Origin of the sequence: Treponema berlinense (assembly GCF_900167025.1) — a bacterium.
Lineage (GTDB): Bacteria > Spirochaetota > Spirochaetia > Treponematales > Treponemataceae > Treponema_D > Treponema_D berlinense.
In genome coordinates, this window is the sequence record NZ_FUXC01000011.1 from 86,648 (window position 1) to 103,551 (window position 16,904).

Genomic DNA, 16,904 nt, shown 5'->3' on the forward strand with positions numbered 1-16,904 from the left:
AGAGGGCTGACATTTTTTAAGCAGAGCCGCGCAATATTTTGATGAATTAGTTTTGCCTTTATTTTGGAAAAAACAGATAGAATTTTATATATTCAATTAAAAAATCCTCGAATAAAATAAACAAGAATATGAATCGTAAAAGAGAGAAGTTTACAAATCTGGAGGAACAGAATGAAAAAATTAACCAGACTTGCTGCAATTCTGGCAGGCACGGCAATCTTGTTTAGCGCAATAAGCTGCAAAACCGACGACGGCAACAGCGGAGAAGAAAGCGGACCGTCAAACGAAACAAATGCAGACGGAACAACGACGTTAAAAATCGAAGAGAATAGAAATGGTTTTGTCAGCACTACTGGTTCAGTTAAGACAACAGAGACAAATTGGATTGGTTTTAGTAGAGATGGTTTTATTGAAAACCTTGGAAAAGGTACGAGTGTAATTTATTCGGTAAAGGCAGAAGCAGCAATAGATGATGCGAAAATTGCAATTCATTATGCAAACTGGGAAGCTTCAAATGTGCGTGGGGCATACGTTTATGTAAACAATGTGCTTCTAAATGAAAATAATCCAATTTCGCTCACATATACTAATAAAGGAAATAAAGGGCAGGCTCTTTCCGATAGATGGTATGATTCTGGTTATTTAACAGGAATAAGCTTAAAATCTGGAACTAACAAGATTGAAATAAAAGGAGTACCAGAGGGTTCTTACGAAAACTTCATTCCAACTGCAAAAGATACTGCAAAGGGTTTGACGAAATTAGATGTAAACAATGACGAAAAACTTGCCAATATCGACTATCTTATTGTGAATGGAAAAGGAATTTCTTTTGGAAATCCTTCGGATGTGAAATCTTCGTATAAATTTTATGTTTCTTCAGAAAACGAAACTGCCGGTTCTGTAACGTCTTCTGCTACAAACGGAAGCCTTGAGGAAGGAACTGAAATAAGTTTAAAAGCAACTGCAAATCCTGGTTGGAAGTTTGAGTGCTGGACTGACGGAGATACAAGTGCGGAAAGAAAAATAACGCTTTCTAAAGCAACTTATCTAATGGCGCATTTTATTCCAGAAAATTACAATGCTCCGGCTAGCCTTATTGGATATGCAAGTGTTACAACTGATAACGGAGCTTCTTATACGATTACTGGTGGTGCAGGTGCAGCAAGTGAAAATATCGTAACTGTTTCTTCTTACGATGAACTTATTGCAAAGAAAGAATTGCTTGCCTCTGATACGCCGGCAATTTTTACAATAAAAGGAAAAATTTCGACCGCAGGACAGTCAAATCCTCTTTTAAGTGTAAACCTTACTGTTGGTTCAAATACAACTATTTATGGAGATACAACAGAACAAGGACGTTTGCAAAATATTGAATTATGTGTTGAAGGCGAAAACGTAATTATTCGTAATATGATGCTTGGGGAAGTTGTCAGCTGGGACGGATACGCAAGAAGTGGCGCAGACGATGCTCTTAGTTTGAATGGCGCAACTCATGTTTGGATTGACCATTGTGAATTTCAGTCGCATTTGACACCGCATGATTTGGACGGAAACGAAATTACATCAAGTTCTACATATTATTCTTTCGATGACGACTGGAAGAAAGATTTTTATGATGGCTTGCTTGATATAAAGAACGGCTCAACTTGGATTACTGTTTCAAATTGTTATTTCCATGATCATTGGAAGGCTGTTCTTTGTGCTTCTGGAGATGAAAAACCTGATACAAATACAACAACTGGTGCAACAGACGCGGATATGAGAGTAACTTTTGCTGGAAATTACTTTAAAAATATAAATGCCCGTATGCCGTTGTTCCGTTATGGAAAAGGCCATATTCTCAATACTTATTTTGACGCTGGCACGCAGTCAGATAGCGCAAGCTGCATAAATGTCCGTGCAGGAAGTGAACTGTATATTGAAGGCAATAATTTTGCTAATTTTACTAAAACAACAGGAGACTCTGTTAAGAATGGAAGCTATTTAATTGGTTTTTATTTTGCAGAGGCTGACAAAACATATGGTAATGTTTCTGGTAAATGGAAAGCTGTAAATAATTCTTCGAATAACGGTGGTTCAAGTTCTTATAAACCGCCGTATAAATATACTGCGCCAGCCAGTGCTGTTTCTGAACCGACTCCAGGTGTAAATGTTGGTGTTGGCGTTTTGACGGCTAGTGATTTGCAGTAGGGCATAGAGCAGCGGCGATGGCGGGTTGGAACCTGCCGAAGCCGAAAACCGCAGCCGCGCTGTTTGCGCGGCGAGGATTTAGAGCGTTAGCGAATTGCGGCACGCCCGACGGCAGCTTTGCTGCCGGACTGCCCTTGTAAAAAAAGAACCCGGTTTTATTAAATTCCGTTTTTGGAATTTTTTAAGCCGGGTTTTGTGTTTTTATAGGACAATCTTCTGATAATTTTTATTTTTGCATTATTGAATCGATTGATTTTATGCAGGCGTTGCGAAGTCCGTTTTCTTCGAGGGCGGTTACTCCGCGGATTGTGCTTCCTGCCGGGCTGCACACATTGTCTTTTAATACGGCTGGATGTTCGCCTGTCTGCAACTGCAATTTTGCTGAGCCTAAAACTGTCTGGCTTACGAGTTTATATGCCGTTGCGCGCGGAATTCCATATTTGACGGCGGCATCTGCGTAGGCTTCGATAAAAAGGTCTACAAAGGCCGGTCCGCAGCCGCTTATTGCGCCTCCGATTCCCATTAAATTGTCTGGCAATTCTTCGACTGTGCCAAGATTTTCAAAAAGCTGCCAGATTTGCGCGCGTTCTTCTGGTTTGAGCGAATTTGTCTTTTCAAAAAGGAATACTCCTTCGCCAACCATGGCTGGTGTATTTGGCATGACAAACTGGATGCGTGGTTTTTCGGTGTATGCTGAAAATATTTTTTCAAAAGCGTGAAAATTCCAGCCGAGTGCAATTGAAATGAGCGTTTTGTTTGCAAAATCCCGTCCAACTTCCGAAATTACGTCTTCTATCTGGTATGGTTTGCAGGCCATAAAAATCGTGTCGGCTTTTGAAACTGCTTCTTTTAACGAGGCGCAGGGAATAAAACCGTATTTTGCCGCGTTTTGCGCAAGTTTTTGCTGGTTTGGTGCGTAGGCAAATATGTTTTTTGGTTCGATTTTGCCGGATTTTATAAAGCCTCCGGTCAAAGCCTGCGCCATGTTTCCCATTCCGATAAATGCAATTTTTTCCATATTTTTCCTCTTTATTCTGCCAGGAAAAGGCTGCCTTTTTCTGTGCCGTCGTTGAGTTTATCCAGAATATTTTCTTTGCCGCCGTTTGCCAGCAGCATTGGAATTCCGTAGACTGTTGTTTTTTCGGCTGCCTGAATTTTTGTTTCGATTCCGCCTGTTCCAAAACTGTTTGCGTCGCCAATGTGAATTGTTTTCCGCAATTCTGGAATTGACTTTACGACTTCTACGAGTTTTGCGTTTTTATTTACTTTCGGATTGTCTGTAAAAATTCCGTCGATGTCGCTAAAAAGAATTAGAAGGTCTGCGCTCCAGAGAATTGATGTGAGCGCCGCAAGGTTGTCGTTGTCGCCGATTGAAAATTCGAGGGTAGAAACGGAGTCGTTTTCGTTGATGATTGGAACAACGCCTTCGTCTGCAAGTGTAAAAAGCGTGTTGCGGATATTCAGTGAGCGGTTGTTGTCCTCAAAATCTTCTTTTGTCAAAAGAATTTGCCCGATATGAAGGCCTTGTTCATTGAACGCTTTGCGCCATTGAGCCATAAGTTCTACCTGGCCGATTGCGCACAACGCCTGTCGAAAATGCAGGTCTTTTTTGCGCGCCCATTCTTTTAGTGTCGAAACTCCGGAAACCTGTGCTCCTGAAGAAACAATGACGAGCTGTTTGCCCTGATCGATTAAATTTTTGCACTGTTTTGCAAACGAAGCCATAAATTGCGTGTTTTGGGTTCCGTCTGGCAATGCGAGTGTGTTTGAACCGATTTTTATAACGATTTTGCGAGAAGATTTTATTGCGTCCTGAATATTCATAACAGTATTTTAGTGAAAAGACAGGCTGTGGACAACAAGAAATTTTTGCGCTTATAAATTGAATTGAAAAATGCATTTTTTAAGGCGGTTTTGCGTTTTATTGAAGTTTTTACAAGGTTTTTCGATGTTGAATTAAGAGGTCTTTCTCATTAAAATAGTAGAATGTTTCGTATTTATGTAGAACGCAAGCCTGGCTTTCAGAGTGAAGCTCAGAGCATTTTATCGGAAATCAATGGATTTTTGGGCATTTCCTCTGTAAAGGGAGTGCGTTACTTTAACCGCTACGACATTGAAAACACTTCGGAAGAAGTGTCTAAGATGGCCGCATTGAGAATTTTTTCTGAGCCTCAGAGCGACAGTGTGGCTTATGAAGAAGTTAAAATTGATGAAAAAGACACGGTTATTGTCTGGGAATATTTGCCTGGACAGTATGACCAGCGTGCTGATTCTGCTGAGCAGTGTCTTTCTCTTTTGCGTGAATCTATGAAGAATTCTGCAAAAGTTGGATCTCTGCCTCCGCGCGTTCGCTGCGCAAAAATGGTTGTTTTGTCTGGAAGCGTTGGTGCTGACGAAGTTGCTAAAATTCAGCATTACCTTGTAAACCCGGTTGACAGCCGCCTTACTGATTCGAAAATTCCTGACACTTTGGAAATTAAAGCTGCTGAACCGGGCGATGTTCCTGTTGTTGAAGGCTTTAACAAGTTTGGCAAAAAAGAACTTGGTGAATATCTTTCTAAAATGGGTCTTGCTATGGACTTGCCGGATATTCAGTTTTTGCAGAAATATTTTAAATCTATCGACCGTGATCCGACAGAAACCGAAATTCGTGTTCTTGACACTTACTGGTCTGACCACTGCCGCCACACGACGTTCAATACTGTTCTTAAAGATATAAAAATCGAAAAAGGTCCTTATGCAAAACTCTTTAAGCAGTCGCTTGAAAATTACAAGGCTCTGCACACTGATCTTTATGCAAAACGCAAGGACAAGCCTCTCACATTGATGGACATGGCCACAATCGGCGGAAAATATCTTCGCAAGCACGGAATGCTTGATGACATGGAAGTGAGCGAAGAAAACAACGCATGTTCAATTTTTATTGATGTTCATTATACGACAGATAAAGACGGAAATCCTTATCCAGACGGAAAAGATGAAGTTGAACAGTGGCTTTTGCAGTTTAAAAACGAAACTCACAACCACCCGACAGAAATCGAACCTTTTGGTGGAGCTGCAACTTGTATTGGAGGCGCAATCCGCGATCCTCTTTCTGGACGCAGCTGGGTTTATCAGTCGATGCGCGTAACTGGCGCCGGCGATCCTACTGTTCCAATGAGCGAAACTCTCCACGGAAAATTGCCTCAGCTTAAGCTTTGCCGCGAAGCTGCCCAGGGATTTTCTTCTTATGGAAATCAGATTGGCTTGACGACTGGTCAGGTTACGGAAATTTATCATCCAGGATTTTTGGCAAAACGCATGGAGCTTGGCGCTGTAATTGCTGCCAGTCCTTATTCAACTGTAATGCGCGAAACTCCTGAAGCAGGCGATATTGTAATTCTTCTTGGCGGCGGAACTGGACGCGACGGAATTGGCGGAGCGACGGGTTCTTCCAAAGTTCATACCGAAAAGTCTGTTACGACTGCGGCTGCGGAAGTTCAGAAGGGAAATGCCGTTGAAGAGAGAAAAATTCAGCGTCTTTTTAGAAACCCTGAAGTAAGCCACATGATTCGCCGTTCAAACGATTTTGGCGCTGGCGGTGTTTCTGTTGCTGTTGGTGAACTTGCTCCTGGACTCGACATCAATCTTGATGCTGTTCCAAAAAAATACGAGGGCTTGAACGGAACCGAACTTGCAATTTCTGAAAGTCAGGAAAGAATGGCGGTTGTTGTTCGTGCCGGCGATGTTGAAAAATTCATTAAATTCTGTAACGACGAAAACTTGAATGCTGTTGTTGTTGCAACTGTTACTGACAAAAATAAACTTACGATGAAGTGGCGCGGAAAGACTATTGTTGACATTGACCGTTCTTTCCTCGATTCTGCAGGCGCTCCTCACTTTGCTAAGGCAAAAATTGAAAGTCCGTCCGAAAATTCTTCTTCTCCGCTTGTAAAGCCTCTCGAAAGCGTACAGAAAGCTCTCGGAAACTGTGCTTCGGCTACTGGCGAAAGCGGCGAAAATATGCCGAATTCTGAACAGATTAAAAACGCATTTATCGCTGATATGGCAGACCTTGCCTGCTGTTCTCAGCGTGGTTTGCAGGAACGTTTTGACGGTTCTATTGGTTCTTCTACAGTTTTGTTCCCGTTTGGCGGAAAATATCAGGGAACTCCAGAATGTGCAATGTCTGCAAAAATTCCTGTAATTTCTCCACGCGAAACTTCGACTGTAAGCCTTATGTCTTACGGTTATGATCCGCGCGTTGCCGAATGGTCTCCGTGGCATGGCGCGCAGACGGCGGTTTTGTCTTCTCTTGCAAAAATTACTTGTATTGGTGGAAAAGCAACTACAAGCCGCATGAGCTATCAGGAATTCTTTGGACGCACTGTTGACGAGAAAACTTGGGGTTATCCGACCGCAGCTCTTTTAGGTTCTGTTGATGCTCAGCGCGAAATGGGCTGTGCTTCGATTGGCGGCAAAGACTCAATGTCTGGTACTTTTGAAAATATGAATGTTCCTCACACACTTGTTTCTTTTGCTGTGGCTCATGATGAAGCAAAGAACGTTCAGTCTGGTTCATTCAAAAAATCTGGAAGCTATATTTATCTGGTTCAGGTTCCATATTCTGCGGAACTTGCTCCTGACTGGGATACTTTTAAAAAGAACTCAGATGCCCTTTACGAAGCAAACAAGGCTGGAAAAGTGCTTGCAATGTATCCTGTTGGCGCCGGCGGAATTGCCGAGGCTGTTACAAAAATGGCTTTTGGAAACAAAATTGGCGTTCAGTTGACTGCAATTCCTTCAAGCGCTACCGCAATTGGTTTCCACCGCAATGTAAACAATACTATTGCAGATTTGTTTACTCCGCTCTATGGTTCGATTATCGTAGAAACTGATGACGACAAATTTGAAAACAATGGATTTGTAAATACGACTGTAATTAGAATCGGAAATACTCAAAAAGATTCTATTATCAGTGTTGCAATGGAAGGTCTTAATCCTCTTCCTCTTACAGAAATTTCGCTTGATGAGCTTTACGGGGCTTGGGACAAAACTCTTGCAAAAGTATTCCCGCCGGTTTCTGCTGTAGAACCTGCTAAAAAACTTCCTGAATGGGCAGTTAAAAAGCACGATTCTCTCGAAGAAGCCCGTGCAAAGGTTTCTACTTTTACAGTTCTCGACAAGGCAAAAGCTAAGCCTCGCGTAATTGTTCCTGTTTTCCCGGGCACAAACTGCGAATACGACATGGCCCGTGCTTTTAATTTGGCTGGAGCAGATTCAAAAATCTTTGTTTTCCGCAACAGAACTTCTAAAGATTTGGAAGAATCTCTTGTTGGTTTGCAGAAAGAAATTTCTGACGCGCAGATTGTTGCGTTTGCAGGTGGTTTCTCTGCCGGTGATGAACCTGACGGTTCAGGCAAATTTATTGCAAACGTTATTCGGGAAGCAAATATTGCGCAGGCAATTACAGACCATCTTGAAAAGAAAAATGGCTTAATTCTCGGAATTTGTAACGGTTTCCAGGCTTTGATTAAGACGGGGCTTGTTCCTTTTGGAAAAATCGTTGAACCGTCTGCCGAAAACCCGACACTTACTTACAATAATATCCACCGTCATATAAGCCGCGTTGTCAGAACGACAATGGTAAGCGCTTCTTCTCCATGGGCTTTGGATAAAACAGTTTTGGACGCTCGTCCGCACTATGTTCCAGTAAGCCACGGTGAAGGACGTATTATTATGTCTGAAGAATTTGCGGAAAAAATGTTCAAAAACGGCCAGGTATTTACACAGTATTGTGACGAAAACGGAATTCCTGCTGTGAGCGAACCAGATAATCCAAACGGTTCGGCATTTGCAATCGAAGGTCTTACAAGTCCGGACGGACACGTTCTCGGAAAGATGGGACATTCTGAGCGCACTGTTGGAATCGGCGGATTTAGCAATGATTTGATTAAAAATATTGCTGGCGAAGACAATGGTTCTTCTTCTTGCCAGAATATTTTTGCTGCAGGTGTAAGATACTTTAATTAAGTCTTCGGCTTAGGGATTTTTGCGTGGCAAGCACGCTGCGACTTTTGCATGCAGCCTTCGGCTTAGGGATTGGAGTGGTTTAGTGGCTGGCTTTGACTGCCACCGGAGGCGAATGCCGTAGCCACGGAAAGCCCGACCCGCGCAAGCGGGGAAGCCCCAAATTTTAGAATTTAGGAATTTAAGATGAAAAAAATTTTGAAACTTTTTGCTGTTCTTTTGATGAGTTCGGTTATTTTTGCCGGATGTTCAAAAAAAGAAGAAAATCAGGTCCGCAAGCCTTCTGAAAATATTGATTCGTCGACTTGGGTTGACAATTTGATTGACGGAAAAGCTGCGGCTTCTAAAGAAAATAAAAAAATCTTCCTGTTTTTTTCGGGCGATGATCAGGATAAGTCAAGCGCCGAACTTAAAGAAAAGATTTTTAACCGCGACGGTTTTATTTCCGAAATGACAAAGAATTATGTCCTTGTTAATTTGGATTTTTCTAATTCGCTTTTTGACAAGGCCGCTGCTGAACCGACAGCTTCTGAAGAAGAAAAAGCCGAGGCTGCCAAACTTTGGGTCAAACTCGAAGAAAATATGCGCGATGCCGGACTTTACAATATTCAGGTGACTCCTTCTTATTATATTTTGACAAAAGAAGGTTATGTAATTAAGCAGATGGTTTTTGAAAACAAACCTGAATCTGTGGAAGATTTTTTTGCCGGTTACAATCCGCTTGTTGAAGAAATTGCTGAATACGAAAACACTATTTCTGCGGCTCGTTCTGGAAAAACCGAAGACAGACTGGCTGCAATCAACCGTCTTTTTGAAAAAACCGACCCTCAGTTGCGCTATCTGCTTGCTGATTTTTGCTCGGATTATATCAAACTCGACAAAAAAAATTCGACCGGAATGGTTGGAAGCTATGTCGTTGCATTGGCAAATTCAAACGCTGTTCAGCATTATCTTGACCAGGATCCTCTGGCTGCAAGCGAAGAATTTGCAACGGCAGCAAAGAGCAAATTTTTGGAACCAGAACAGAAACAGCAGTGTTTTTATACAGCGGCATACCTTTTTGCTTCGAGCGGAACGGACGACGCTGTAAAAGTTAAAGATTATTTGCAGAAAGCTTACGATGTGGCTCCAGATTCGGAATATGCGGAGTCGATTTTGAGCATGATGCGAATGATGGAAGAAAAATACGGTGAAAGCGCAGAACCTCCTGCAGACGCGCCGGAAGCTAAAGATTCTGCTGAGAACTAAAATATTAAAAAACTGGTCTGTCTAAAAAACGTTTTTTTGTAAAAAACAGTTTGCTTTTCCGGCTTTTTATTTTTCTAAGCCGGCTTTGCAGACTTGTGTTTTTTTTGACAGACTGAAAAATTTATAGGAAAAATATGGACGACTACCCCTCGGATAATTTAATTATTCTTTTATTGATTGCGATTACTTGTATTGTGCTTTCGTCGCTTTTTTCGGCTTCGGAGAGCGCATTTCTCGGGCTTAACAAGCTTCGTGTTCATTTTTTGCGTGAAAAAGGCGATAAGCGCGCTATTCGGGCTGGAAAACTGCTTGAACGCAAGGAAGAACTTTTAAATATGCTTTTGGTCGGAAACGAAATTGTAAATGTTACGCTTTCCGTCGTTTTAACTTCAATTTTTTTAAAACTTTTTGGAGCGGCTGGTCTTGGAATTGCCACTTCGATTGCGACTGTTTTGCTTTTGATTTTTGGCGAAATTACCCCGAAAAGTCTGACCACGCGTTATCCAGAAAAATCATCTTTTTTCTTGAGCCGGTTTGTCTGGTTTTTCTTTTATTTTTTGCGTCCTTTTGTAATAGTTTTTACTTCAATTTCCAGGCTTTTTTTGAAAATTTTTGGAATTTCCACAAAAAAGAAGCAGGCAACTTTTACTGAAGAGGAAATCAAAACTTTTATTGATGTTGGCGGCGAAGAAGGCGTTCTTGAAAATGGCGAAAAAAATATGATGAACCGCGTTTTTAAGTTCACCGATTTGAATGCTACCGATATTATGGTTCCCCGCTGCGACGTAATTGGAATTGAGACAAAGGCTTCTTACCGCGATATAATTCAGCTTTCTGAACGCACGCGAATCAGCCGTTTTCCGGTTTATACCGAAGACGGAATTGACAATATTCTTGGTGTGCTTTATGTAAAGGATTTGCTGTTTTTTAGAGGCGCAAAAGAAGATTTTTCTGTCGAGAAATTGATGCGTCCTCCGCTTTTTATTCCCGGAACTACAAAAATGTCCTCGATTCAGGAGATGATGCGCAAAAATAAGCAGAGTTTTGCTGTTGTAATTGATGAATATTCTGGAACTGACGGAATTTTGACGACAGAAGACATTGAACGAGAGATTTTTGGTGCAATTGCGGACGATTTTCAAAAGGCAGGAGACCCGACCTCTGTCCATATAAAAAATCCTGACGACAATTTGCTCGACGGAAGCGCGCGGCTTATTGATTTGGCGGACGAACTCCACTTAAAACTTGAAAGCCGCGACAACGAAACAATTGGCGGTTACATTTGCGAAGTTTTGGGACACATTCCTGTTCCCGGCGAATTTATCGAAGTGGGCGAATATCGTTTTGAAGTAAGTTCAATGGACAGGCTCAGAATTGCAAGCGTTCATTGTACAAAAATTCCTGGAGGCGAAGAATAATGAAAATTTTTGTCGAAATAATTCTTCCGATCCTTGCCGACATTCTCCTTGTTTTTATTGTCGCTTTTTTTGCCGCGAGCGAAACGGCTTTTTTGTCGATTACCCGCGTAACCTTGCATCAGATGTTAAAAAAAGAAGGCGATAAAAAAAATACGCCGGCCAAAAAAATTCAATTTTTAAAAAAAGATACAAACCGTCTTTTGTCGTTGATTTTGATTGGAATCAATTTTGTAACTTCTCTGGCTTCCGGTCTTGCCGCAATGATTGCGATTAAACTTGCAGGAAATTCAGGTTCGACCTATGCAACAATCATTATTTCGTTTGTTTTGATTGTTTTTGGAGAAATTATGCCAAAAACGGTTGCGGCTGCTTATCCGGTTCAGGCTGCAAGTGTTTTCGCTTCTCCTCTGATTTTTTTGGAAAAACTGTTGTTTCCGATTGTCTGGCTTTTTTCTAAAATTACGGATTTTATTACAAAAATCCTCACAAGTTTTATTCACGAAGGCCGGGAACTTATAACTGAAGATGAATTAAAATCGCTGATTGCAGTTGGCGCAAACGAAGGAACTTTGGAAAACAGTGAAAAGCGAATGTTGTATAAAATTTTTGAATTTACGGATTTGAAAGTTCACGACATTATGCGTCATAAAAGTCAGGTTCAGTTTGTGCCGGAAAATGCCTCGTATGTTGAAATTGCCGACATTTTTGCAGAAACCGGCTACAGCAGGCTTCCTGTTTGCCGAGGTTCTTTTGAAGATGTCCTTGGAGTTCTTTATTACAAAAATGTGCTTTTGGCAGGAAGAGTTATAAAGGAATCTAAAAATCTGGCGGTAAGATGTATGCGTCCGGCGCTTTTTATTCCAGAAACGATTACCGCGACAGAACTTTTGCAAAAATTTAGAAAGGAAAACATAAATTTTGCGGTTGCTGTTGACGAAAACGGTTCAAATATTGGAATTGTAACGATGGACGACATTATGCGCGCAGTTTTCGGGCACAGCGTGCACGGAGAACAGTCAGATATTCCTCCAGAAACCTTGATAGTTCCTGTCACCTCAAAGGAATTTCTGGTTCCTGGCGATATGAAAATTGACGATGTAAATGAACTTTTAAAACTCGAACTTGTAAGCGATGATTACGATACTCTTGCCGGCTGGCTTTTGGAACAGTTCGATGCAATTCCGGAAGCAGGAGAAACAATTCGTCGTGACGGAGTTTTGTTCAAGGTAGAAGACCAGACCCGTCGTCGGATTCAGAGCGTAAGAATCACATTCCCGTAATATTAAAAGATTTTCCTCAAATTCCCTGCAAAGACGGTTTACAAATTCAATAAAATAGCGTAATCCGTCTTTGCAAGGCAATGCGTTTTTGCCGCCTGACTTACTGGTGTTTTGCGATTTCCGAAATCAGTCTGGCAGTTTCTTCGATTCCTGCTGTTGAACTGTTTATCATAATATCGTAGTTTTTGCGGTCGCCCCAGGTTGCTTCCGTAAAAGTGTTGTAATGGTTTGCACGGCGTTTATCAATCTGCTGGATTGTCTTTTTTGCCGCCTGTTCCGGTTCTTTGTACAAGTCTTCGATTCTCTTTAGTTTTTCTTCCAGATTTCCATAGATAAAAACATTTAAAAGAGATTTTGAGTCAATTTCATCGCTTGTATTAAGAATGTAATCTGCACAGCGTCCGACAATTACGCAGTTTCCTTTTTTTGCAAGGTCGAGAATAACTTTACGTTCGGCATTAAAAACCTGGTCCGCAAGAGGAAGCATCTGAGTTCCGTTAATCGAAGACGCTCCATTTGCTGTTCCAGAGTAGCTTGAGCCTAAAAGAAGATTGTATAAAAATCCTGAAGAAAGATTCTGTTCAGTTTTTTTAATAAAATCTGGAGAAAGTCCGCTTTCCTGAGCGGCCATGTCGATGATTTCCTTGTCGTAAAAATCATAACCCAAAGATTCTGCAACGAGTTTTCCGATAAGTCTTCCGCCGGAACCGTATTCACGGCTGATAGTAATAATTTTTTTCATAAAAAGCCTCCGTAAAGACTGATTTTTGTTTTTTTGTAGGCTTATTATATCACAAAAATGCAGAAATTTAGGAAGTGAATTTTTAGAAAAAATTATATTTAAATGAAAGTGAAATGTTAAAGCAGTGCTGGTCAGCGCCGCCTTCCGAATCTTTTAGTTCGTTGTCTTTAGACCATTTTTGAGAATTGCTGAGATACGATTTTCCGCGAAGAGTTTTCATATAAAGGTAATCTGCGTTAAGGCAGATTGATTTTTTTGAATCGATTTTATATTCGGTGTTAAAATTGTAATTAAAGAGGCTGCAAAAATCCGAAACAATGTCCAAATAATAAAGCCCTCTTGAATGGTGGCAGTCGATTGACTCAGAATAGACAAACGGAGAAAATTTAAATCCAGCTCCGACCGAAAAATCTTTTGGAAGGTTGAAAGCGATGCTGCCTCCGAGCCAAAAAATAAAATTCTGCCGTTTATAAGAAATTACGTCGCCAGAAAAATATTCAATTGACCGGTTTTCTTCATCGTTCCAGGCCGCGTAATAACCGTCTGTTTTGTTTCCATACCAGCCAGTTCCATTTTTTGCCGTAAACTTAAATAACTGGTATTCAAATTCAAAAAACGGGCTTATCTTTGTGCTGATTTTTTTTAGTTCTGGCAGTTTGAACGAATAGCCGGTTTTTAAGCTTGCAGAAATGTCGTAATCGATGTAATTGCGGCTTTCCGAATAGTTTGTTTTATAATCGTGTCCAGAAGTTTCCGTCACCTCGCTTGAATTATTATTGCGCCAGTCAGAATCCTTCATTGTTCCGCATTTCATCGGAAAACCTGCCGTAAATCCTGCTTCCAGAAAAACATTTTTGTAGCCGCCGTTAAGTTTTAGTCCAGAATAGAATTCGTTTTTGATTTCCCAGTTTAATTCACTTAATTTGTCGCAATCGTAGATTGGCTCTTTTAAAAAGACATATTCGTTTACCTGGCCGTTTTTTACTCCAATCAGCGGTTCAACAGAAAGCGAAAAGTCTGTTTTTTTTATTTCGGCTTTGGCATAAACTGAGGCAAAAATCGAAAAAAAAGGAATTGCTAAAACTAACGGTAAAACTTTTTTCATTTTATTTTTGATTAAAAGGATCAACCCCAAAAATGCTTGCCAGCTGTTTGCGTGTTGCTTCCATGTCTTTTTGGTAAGGCGCGGTAAAAGTCATGCGTTCGCCGGTTTTTGGGTGTTCGAGCGAAAGACTGTAGGCGTGAAGAGCCAGTCTGCTTAAAAGAGGTCGTTCTGTTTCTGTGTCGCCGTTCCAGCGTTTTTTTATGTCGCTCAGGCGGACAGGTTTTTGGTTTCCGGAATAAAGAGGATCGCAGACGATTGAAAGTCCGATTGACTGCAGATGGGCACGAATCTGATGAGTTCTGCCAGTTTTTGGGCGGGCTTCAAGCCAGCTGTAAGGTCCGCAGATGCCGATAAGTTTAAAATCCGTAATGCTTGTTTTTCCAAAGCGCGAATTTATCGTCGTACGGTGGCGGAAATCTCCATCTGGCAAAAGTTTTGAGTCTACGGTTTTTGTCTGCCAGAGAGGCCGACCGTTTACAAGACAGTGATAGATTTTTTCGACAGTCCGGTTTTCAAACTGCATGGAAAGCGCACGGTGTGAATCTGCATTTTTTGCGTAAATTACACAGCCGGAAGTGTCTTTGTCGATTCTGTGGACAGCGTAAAGCCTGCCGAATTCTTTTTCAGCTTCTGAATCTAAGCGTGGGGCGTCGGGATCGTAGCGGTCTTGCGCAACTAAAAGTCCGGAACGTTTGTTCAAAACAATAATATCGTCGTCGTTATAAATGACAGTGTAATTTGGCGTAATTTTCATAGAAAAAATTGTAGCACAAAAAAAGAGTTGATAGAAGTTGAATTTTGGACGGCACCGCACGGTCAAACCGGTGTTTCAGTGTTGTCATTCTAAAAAACTTCGTTTTTTAGAACGCCTTCGGCGCACTTACACCCCGGCGTAGGTTTTGCCTAAAAAAAAGTAAATTGACAAAAACATAAAAAATGTCATAATGGTAATAATTAGTATTTTGGCTCTCTATAATTTGAGGTGCCGATTTTTAGGGGAAAAAAATGGCTATTATTAAACCGATGATTCGTTCGAACATTTGTATCAATTCGCACCCACTTGGATGTGCACAGGATACTAGAAATCAGATTGCCTATGCTGTTGCTCAGAAAGCAAAACGTGGAACAAAAACTGCCGCTGAAGGTGGATATGCTCCAAAAAACGTTCTTGTCCTTGGTTGTTCTACAGGATATGGACTTGCAAGCCGCATTTCTGCAGCTTTTGAATACGGTGCAGACACAATCGGTGTTTCTTTTGAAAAAGAAGCTACAGAAACAAAAGCCGGAACTCCTGGTTTTTACAACAATATGACTTTTGACAAGGAAGCTCAGAAGGCTGGTCTTAAATCAAAAACTTTCAATATGGACGCTTTTTCTGACGAATGTCGTCAGGCAGTAATTGACGAAGCAAAAAAACAGGGAATTAAATTCGACCTTATCATTTATTCTCTCGCTTCTCCAGTTCGCACAGACCCAGACACAAAAGTTATGTACCGCTCTGTAATCAAACCTATCGGTTCGACTTTTACCGGTCCTGCACTTGATATGATGACTGGAAAAATTGCTGTACAGGAAGTAAAACCTGCCGAAGGAGATGACATTCCAAATACTGTAAAAGTAATGGGTGGCGAAGACTGGGAACGCTGGATTAAACAGTTAAAAGAAGCTGATGTTCTTGCTGACGGTGTACGCACACTTGCTTATTCTTACATTGGACCAAAATACAGCCATCCGATTTACCGCGACGGCACAATTGGCGAAGCAAAAAAAGATTTGGAAGCACGTGCCCATAACATTGACAGCTCTCTCAAGGAATTGAACGGCGCTGCTTATGTTTCAGTAAACAAAGGTCTTGTAACCCGCTCTTCGGCAGTAATTCCAATTATCGCACAGTATCTTGGAGTTTTGTTCAAGATTATGAAGGCAAAAGGAACACACGAAGGCTGTATCGAACAGATGGAACGTCTTTTTGCAGAACGCCTTTACACAGCAGATAAAAAAGTTCCTGTAGATTCAGAAAACAGAATCCGCATTGACGACTGGGAGCTTGATCCTGCAATTCAGGCAGAAGTAGACAAGGCAATGCCAAATGTTACAGAAGAAACAGTAAACGAATACTGCGACATGGAAGGACTCCGCCACGACTTCTTGATGATAAACGGTTTTGACGTTCCAGGCGTTGACTATACAAAAGAAATCACAAAAATGAACGAGATCGACTAATCAAAAATTAAACAAAAGTTCTTAGTGATTAAAGACCTGCTTTTTTTAAGGCAGGTTTTTTTTATTTTAAAGGAGCACACCACAGCCACAAACCGGCTTCTGCACGGTTCCGCTTACGCTCCATTCAAAGGACGGAAAACTTTTCCGCCCTTTGAACGCTCCGCGCTGTTCCGATCCGGGCTAAGTTTTTCCGTAAATGCGGCATTTTTTTGCTTTTTTTAGGTTTAATTTCAGTTTTGCTATAATTTTTCGAGGCCTATAATCTAACTGTTTTGTCATTATCCGTCTTGACCGGACAATCTATTAAAATTTTACAACAGATTGCTAGACAAATTTTCTATTCAAACATTGCGGTGTCAAGCACAGCAATGGCACTTGGCCACCACCAAGCAGTTCCGCTTAGAACAGGAAAATGCTTTTTGTTCTAAGCGGAAAGGGCTTCCTGCTGGAGCAGGAATGTAATTCCGGCTAGAGATGGAAAGGACTTCCTGCTAAAAGAGGAAGAAACACTGTTATAATCAAAAAAAACGACAAACGCTTGCAATTTTTTGTTTTTTTTCCTCAAAATATGTCAAAAGTTGACAACCGCTTACAATATATATAGTGAGCGAATCTGAAAAAATTTAAAACCTTTATCATCACAAAGCCTTCATTTTCCTCAAATCAAAAACTTTTTACAGGAGAACAAA

11 protein-coding genes are annotated in these 16,904 nt (G+C 41.1%); 6 read left to right on the plus strand and 5 right to left on the minus strand.

What is annotated here, in order from left to right; all coding sequences use genetic code 11:
• The first annotated feature begins 171 nt into the window (after window positions 1-171).
• The gene (locus tag B5D47_RS09270) at window positions 172-2,190 is read left to right on the plus strand and encodes a pectate lyase family protein (RefSeq protein WP_078931555.1); all 2,019 of its coding nucleotides are present in this window, start codon (window positions 172-174) and stop codon (window positions 2,188-2,190) included.
• Between the two features lie 226 nt (window positions 2,191-2,416).
• On the opposite strand, the gene proC is transcribed toward B5D47_RS09270, so the two are convergent.
• Window positions 2,417-3,208, minus strand: coding sequence for a pyrroline-5-carboxylate reductase (gene proC / locus B5D47_RS09275; protein WP_078931556.1), 792 nt, complete (start codon window positions 3,206-3,208; stop codon window positions 2,417-2,419).
• Window positions 3,209-3,219: 11 nt separating this feature from the next.
• On the minus strand, window positions 3,220-4,014 hold the full coding sequence (proB, locus tag B5D47_RS09280) for a glutamate 5-kinase (RefSeq protein WP_078931557.1): 795 nt from the start codon (window positions 4,012-4,014) through the stop codon (window positions 3,220-3,222).
• A 162-nt stretch (window positions 4,015-4,176) separates the two neighbouring features.
• On the opposite strand from proB, the gene B5D47_RS09285 reads away from it, so the two are divergent.
• The 4 genes from B5D47_RS09285 (at window position 4,177) to B5D47_RS09300 (ending at window position 12,145) form a co-directional block, all read left to right on the plus strand.
• Window positions 4,177-8,202 carry a phosphoribosylformylglycinamidine synthase gene (locus tag B5D47_RS09285; RefSeq protein ID WP_078931558.1) on the plus strand — a complete coding sequence of 1,342 codons (4,026 nt, stop codon included), beginning with the start codon at window positions 4,177-4,179 and terminating at the stop codon, window positions 8,200-8,202.
• Between the two features lie 183 nt (window positions 8,203-8,385).
• A complete protein-coding gene (locus tag B5D47_RS09290) occupies window positions 8,386-9,447 on the plus strand; it encodes a thioredoxin domain-containing protein (RefSeq protein ID WP_078931559.1) in 1,062 nt (353 codons plus the stop codon).
• A 134-nt stretch (window positions 9,448-9,581) separates the two neighbouring features.
• Window positions 9,582-10,865, plus strand: a complete 1,284-nt coding sequence (locus B5D47_RS09295) for a hemolysin family protein (RefSeq protein ID WP_078931560.1) — start codon at window positions 9,582-9,584, stop codon at window positions 10,863-10,865.
• On the plus strand, window positions 10,865-12,145 hold the full coding sequence (locus tag B5D47_RS09300; protein ID WP_078931561.1) for a hemolysin family protein: 1,281 nt from the start codon (window positions 10,865-10,867) through the stop codon (window positions 12,143-12,145). Before B5D47_RS09295 ends, B5D47_RS09300 begins: the two co-directional genes overlap by 1 nt.
• A gap of 100 nt (window positions 12,146-12,245) precedes the next feature.
• Here B5D47_RS09300 and B5D47_RS09305 read toward each other — a convergent pair whose 3' ends face one another.
• From B5D47_RS09305 to B5D47_RS09315, 3 genes are all read right to left on the minus strand, one after another.
• Window positions 12,246-12,887 (minus strand): cytidylate kinase-like family protein, encoded by a 642-nt coding sequence (locus B5D47_RS09305; RefSeq protein ID WP_078931562.1) that lies wholly within the window; start codon window positions 12,885-12,887, stop codon window positions 12,246-12,248.
• An 82-nt stretch (window positions 12,888-12,969) separates the two neighbouring features.
• Window positions 12,970-13,992: an omptin family outer membrane protease gene (locus tag B5D47_RS09310; protein ID WP_143592664.1), complete on the minus strand. Its 1,023-nt coding sequence runs from the start codon at window positions 13,990-13,992 to the stop codon at window positions 12,970-12,972.
• Between the two features lies 1 nt (window position 13,993).
• Complete coding sequence (locus tag B5D47_RS09315) at window positions 13,994-14,746, minus strand: RluA family pseudouridine synthase (RefSeq protein ID WP_078931564.1); 753 nt, start codon at window positions 14,744-14,746, stop codon at window positions 13,994-13,996.
• 251 nt (window positions 14,747-14,997) lie between these two features.
• Here B5D47_RS09315 and fabV point away from each other — a divergent pair, with 251 nt between their 5' ends.
• On the plus strand, window positions 14,998-16,215 hold the full coding sequence (gene fabV / locus B5D47_RS09320; protein WP_078931566.1) for an enoyl-ACP reductase FabV: 1,218 nt from the start codon (window positions 14,998-15,000) through the stop codon (window positions 16,213-16,215).
• Window positions 16,216-16,904 lie beyond the last annotated feature (689 nt).

Bases quoted from the DNA above. Each gene is read 5' to 3' on its own strand.
- B5D47_RS09270 (WP_078931555.1), top strand. From the start codon at position 172: ATGAAAAAATTAACCAGACTTGCTGCAATTCTGGCAGGCACGGCAATC.
- proC (WP_078931556.1), bottom strand. From the start codon at position 3,208: ATGGAAAAAATTGCATTTATCGGAATGGGAAACATGGCGCAGGCTTTG.
- proB (WP_078931557.1), bottom strand. From the start codon at position 4,014: ATGAATATTCAGGACGCAATAAAATCTTCTCGCAAAATCGTTATAAAA.
- B5D47_RS09285 (WP_078931558.1), top strand. From the start codon at position 4,177: ATGTTTCGTATTTATGTAGAACGCAAGCCTGGCTTTCAGAGTGAAGCT.
- B5D47_RS09290 (WP_078931559.1), top strand. From the start codon at position 8,386: ATGAAAAAAATTTTGAAACTTTTTGCTGTTCTTTTGATGAGTTCGGTT.
- B5D47_RS09295 (WP_078931560.1), top strand. From the start codon at position 9,582: ATGGACGACTACCCCTCGGATAATTTAATTATTCTTTTATTGATTGCG.
- B5D47_RS09300 (WP_078931561.1), top strand. From the start codon at position 10,865: ATGAAAATTTTTGTCGAAATAATTCTTCCGATCCTTGCCGACATTCTC.
- B5D47_RS09305 (WP_078931562.1), bottom strand. From the start codon at position 12,887: ATGAAAAAAATTATTACTATCAGCCGTGAATACGGTTCCGGCGGAAGA.
- B5D47_RS09310 (WP_143592664.1), bottom strand. From the start codon at position 13,992: ATGAAAAAAGTTTTACCGTTAGTTTTAGCAATTCCTTTTTTTTCGATT.
- B5D47_RS09315 (WP_078931564.1), bottom strand. From the start codon at position 14,746: ATGAAAATTACGCCAAATTACACTGTCATTTATAACGACGACGATATT.
- fabV (WP_078931566.1), top strand. From the start codon at position 14,998: ATGGCTATTATTAAACCGATGATTCGTTCGAACATTTGTATCAATTCG.